The 4,638-nt window shown below is 66.0% G+C and carries 2 protein-coding genes and 1 pseudogene; 2 read left to right on the top strand and 1 reads right to left on the bottom strand.

The annotated features are described in order from the left end of the window. Positions 1 to 152 precede the first annotated feature (152 nt). Entirely contained in the window at positions 153 to 2,891 is a 2,739-nt protein-coding gene (mutS, locus tag EOA27_RS23295; RefSeq protein WP_127257313.1) for a DNA mismatch repair protein MutS, read from the bottom strand. Positions 2,892 to 3,058: 167 nt separating this feature from the next. Here mutS and EOA27_RS23290 point away from each other — a divergent pair, with 167 nt between their 5' ends. Both EOA27_RS23290 and EOA27_RS23285 read left to right on the top strand, forming a co-directional pair. Then, entirely contained in the window at positions 3,059 to 4,243 is a 1,185-nt protein-coding gene (locus EOA27_RS23290) for a glycosyltransferase (RefSeq protein WP_127257310.1), read from the top strand. 137 nt (positions 4,244 to 4,380) lie between these two features. Next, positions 4,381 to 4,638: pseudogene (locus tag EOA27_RS23285) on the top strand (NADP-dependent malic enzyme); the annotation flags it as partial.

The following is a 4,638-nucleotide window of genomic DNA, read 5'->3' as shown; positions in this document are numbered from 1 at the left end:
TCTTGGGCTCGTCTCCCGTCACGTTCGACTCGGTGGCGCTGAAGCGGACCGCCATCGACGGCTCCTACTTCCTTGCGGCGATACTCGCGGTCGAATTGTTCGGCTGGCTCCAGTCGGCAGGGCTGGTGACGCCGATGTTCCGATTGTTTTGATTACCGGCTCGCCAGCCCCTTCAGCCGGTAGAGCGCCTCCAGCGCCTCGCGCGGCGTCATCTCGTCGGGATTGATTGCGCCCAGCGCTTCGCCCAGCGCATCGCTCTTGACCGGCTTCGGCGCTTCGCGCTTCACCGCCACCGAAAACAGCGGCAAATCATCGACCAGCCGGTTTGTCTTGCCCGAAACCTCGCCCTCTTCCAGCTGATGCAGGACTTCCCTGGCCCGGGCGACGACCGCCTCCGGCAGGCCGGCCAGCCGCGCCACCTGCACGCCGTAGGAGCGATCGGCCGCGCCTTTGCCGACCTCGTGCAGGAAGACGACGTCGCCTTCCCATTCCTTGACCCGCATGGTGACGTTGTGGAGCCGGGGGAGCTTGCCCGCCAGCGCCGTCATCTCGTGGAAATGCGTGGCGAAAATCGCCCGGCAGCGGTTCTTTTCGTGCAGGTATTCAACCGCCGCCCAGGCGATCGACAACCCATCGAAGGTGGCTGTGCCGCGGCCGATCTCGTCCAGGATCACCAGCGCCCGCTCGCCCGCCTGATTGAGGATCGCCGCCGTCTCGACCATCTCGACCATGAAGGTCGAGCGGCCGCGCGCCAGGTCGTCCGAGGCGCCGACGCGTGAGAACAGGCGGTCGACGACGCCGATATGGGCGCTTTGTGCCGGCACGAAGGAGCCGGTCTGGGCCAGAATGGCGATCAGTGCGTTTTGCCTGAGGAATGTCGATTTACCGCCCATATTGGGGCCGGTGAGCAGCCAGATGGCGCCGGCCCTGGCGCCGCTTTCGGGCGAGAGGTCGCAATCATTGGCGACGAACGGCCCTTCGCCGGAACGCCTGAGCGCCTGCTCGACCACCGGGTGGCGCCCGCCGACAATTTCGAAAGCGAGGCCGGCATCGACTACCGGCCGGCACCAGCCCTCGCTTTCGGAAAGAAGCGCCAACGCCGCCGACACGTCCAGAGCGGCAAGCGCCTCGGCGCCGGCGCGGATGCTGTCCGCTTCAGCCACCACTTCCGCCGTCAGCCGGTCGAAGGCGGCGAGCTCGATGCTCAGCGCCCGGTCGGCGGCGTTGGCGATCTTTGATTCCAACTCCGCCAGCTCCGTCGTGGTGAAGCGCATGGCATTGGCCATGGTCTGGCGGTGGATGAAGCGCGCCTTGGCCGCGTCGCTGCCGGTCATGATCGAGTGGTGGTTGGCCGTCACTTCGATGTAATAGCCGAGCACATTGTTATGCCGGATCTTCAGCGAGCGGATGCCGGTTTCCTCAATGAGCGAGCGCTCCAGCCCGGCGATCACTTTTCGCGATTCGTCGCGCAGCGCCCGCATCTCGTCGAGCTCGGCGTGATAGCCGGTACGCACGAAGCCGCCGTCGCGCCTGATCAGCGGCAGCTCGTCGTCGAGCGCTTCGCTGAGGTGGCGGGCAAGCGCCTCGGGCAGGGCCTTGATCGCGGCCAGCGCCGCGGCGAGCTCGGCGGGCAGCGCGGTTGCCGCGAACAATTCGGCGATCGTTCTCGCAGCCTCGAAGCCGGCGCGCAGCGCCCCCAGATCGCGCGGCCCGCCGCGGTTGAGCGCCAGCCTGGACAGCGCCCTCGGCATGTCGGCGACGCTTTTCAGGCTCGCCCGCAGGCTCTGGCAGAGCCGCACTTCGGAGCGGAAGAAGGAGACCGAATCCAACCTTGCCGCGATTGCGGCCGGGTCGGTCAGCGGCGCCATCAGCCGATCGGCGAGCAATCTCGCCCCGCCGCCGGTCACGGTGCGGTCGATCGCCTTGAACAGCGAGCCGTCGCGGCTGCCGGAGAGCGTGCGCAGCAGTTCCAGGTTGGCGCGGGTCGCCGGGTCGATGAACAGCGTCGAGCCCTGCTCCTCGCGCTCGGGCCGCGACAGCGGCGGGCGTTCGGCTTTTTGCGTCTTTTCGACATAGGCGATGGCGCCCGAAATCGCCGACAATTCGGCGCGCGAGAACGTGCCAAAACCGTCCGGCGTCGCGACCTCGAAGAAGCGCGCGATGCGGCCCGTGGCCGAGGCCGAATCGAACAACGACGGCGGCTGCGGATTGGCGACCCGGCCAAGCACATCGAAGACCGGCCTGAGCTCCGGATCGTGGAAAACCGGCTCGGCGACGATCAATTCGCGCGGGTCGACGCGAAAGATGTCGGCAAGCAGCCGCTCGGTGCTCGTCTCGGCAACGCGGAACGCGCCGGTCGAAATGTCGATCCAGGCCAGCGCAAAGCTCGCCTGGCTGGCAGCGGCGCCGCCAGCCTTGACGCGGCCGAGCGCCATCAGGAAACTCGATTCCGAGGGCGCGAGCAGCTTGTCCTCGGTGATGGTGCCGGGCGTGACCAGCCGCACCACGTCCCGGCGCACCACCGATTTTGAGCCGCGTTTCTTGGCTTCCGCCGGATCCTCGATCTGCTCGCAGACGGCGACGCGAAAACCCTGCGCGATCAGCTTTTGCAGATAGTCGTCCGCCGCATGCACCGGTACGCCGCACATCGGAATGTCGTGGCCCTGGTGCTTGCCGCGCTTGGTCAAAACGATGCCGAGGGCCTGGCTCGCCTTCTCCGCGTCGTCGAAGAACAGCTCGTAGAAATCGCCCATGCGGTAGAACAAAAGCGAGTCAGGGTTCGCCGCCTTGATCTCGATATACTGCTCCATCATCGGCGTGACGCCCCCGGTGGCGGGCGCAGGCGTCGTCGTCTCCTGGGCGTCGTTGTCTGTCGGCATGTGCATGTTCATGCCGGGACGCTAGCAGAAGTGGCAGCCCGGTTTAATGCCGGCGGCGCGAAAAGCAGGGGAAGACTGGGCGGTTGCGCCATCGGCAGGAACAGGGTGCGCAAGGCATGTTGCCTCACGAGGTCGGCCGACATATGGATCGTCCGGGCCCATGAGAACATGGTGGGGCGATGAAGCAGGACGGACACGAGACGTTCGAGGAGATGGTCGGCCCCGCCGGCTCGCTCGGCCGCATTCGGCTTCTTGCCGCTAACCGAGCCAACCGAACCAGAACCAAAATCAAGGCGTGGACGCGGATACGGCTGCCCTTCATCCTTCCGGCGCGCGGGCCGATTTCGGGCCTCGATGGCGGCATCGAGATGCCTCTCCACATCTTCAGTCGCGATCCGTTGATCCTCTATGTACCTGTCGGCGGCAGGCGCCCTCTCTACGCGCTCGCCGCCTTCTGCCGACGCCTTGCGCCACGGCGCGCCACCTTCCTTCTGATGCCGAACTGGACGCTGGAACGGCCTGCCGTCGTCGAGCAGATACGCAAGGATCTCGCCTGGTTCGCCAAGGTTTGCCCCAAGCACGAGCTGATCTTTCTCTGCAACACAGAGGAAGAGCGACGCCTGATTGCAGGCGTTGGCGGCAATGCAATCTTCTCCAATCACAATCTGATGATCTCGGAAGACGTCTTCCGGCCGCTGCCGGACGTGCCGGTCAAGTACGATGCCGTCTACAATGGCCGCATCTCGCACACCAAGCGGCACTATCTCGCCTTCGAGATCGAAAGACTGGTCCATGTGACGTCCTCGATCGGCGAATTGCCGCCGGCCGGCGACCGCGCCTTCATCCGCCGCCTGCAGGCGCAATCGCCCCTTCACAGCATCGCCAATCCGCTTGTCGATGGCCTGCCCGGCAGGCTGACCTCCGCCGAGGTCAACCGCGTCTACAACCAGGCTGCGGTCGGGCTCTGCCTGTCGGCGGTGGAAGGGGCGATGTATTCCAGCATGGAGTATCTGCTGGCCGGGTTGCCGATCGTCTCGACACCGAGCATCGGCGGCCGCGACGTCTATTTCGATCCGGACTACTGCATCATCGCCGAGCCGGAGCCGGCCGCGATCCGTCGCGCGGTCGAGCGGCTGCGCGACCGCGCCATACCGCGGGAGGAGATTCGCGGCCGCACGCTTGAAAGGGTAAGGGCGGAACGGTTGGACCTGATGGCCTATCTCTCGGCGCTTAAGCAACGCATGGGATGCGATGATCCGCCCTTCTCCGAATGGCCGTTCGCCGGCACCTCCGGGCTAACGCGCTGGGCTCCGGTGCGCGAGCACCTGCGCGACATTGCCGCGATCCCATCGGGCAGGATTTGACTGTCGCTGCTACCGCGGAGGAACGCCGTCACTTGATCGCTTGGCGGTTTACAGCGGCTGAGTATGGCCTTAAGCGGTAGTTCAAAAGAATGCGCTCGCCTCAAGAGCGCGAATAGGTGAGGAAAACGTCAGGCATCATGGCCAGGAAAACCGAAAGCAGCGGCCCCTCCGTCAGTCCCGAGGAGGCGCTGGAATTCCACGCCATGGGGCGGCCCGGCAAGCTCGAGATCGTCGCCACCAAGCCGATGGCGACGCAGCGCGATCTGAGCCTCGCCTATTCGCCGGGCGTCGCCGTTCCCGTGCGCGCCATCGCCGAGGATCCGAGCCGCGCCTTCGACTACACGACGCGCGGCAACATGGTCGCCGTCATCTCCAACGGCACCGCCATCCTCGGC

The sequence above is a fragment of the Mesorhizobium sp. M2A.F.Ca.ET.037.01.1.1 genome (assembly GCF_003998075.1).
Classification (GTDB): domain Bacteria; phylum Pseudomonadota; class Alphaproteobacteria; order Rhizobiales; family Rhizobiaceae; genus Mesorhizobium.
This window is presented reverse-complemented; position numbering and strand designations above follow the sequence as displayed.

What these genes read in the sequence shown, in the direction of transcription:
- EOA27_RS23290 (WP_127257310.1), top strand. Translation starts at nt 3,059, where the DNA reads ATGAAGCAGGACGGACACGAGACGTTCGAGGAGATGGTCGGCCCCGCC.
- mutS (WP_127257313.1), bottom strand. Translation starts at nt 2,891, where the DNA reads ATGAACATGCACATGCCGACAGACAACGACGCCCAGGAGACGACGACG.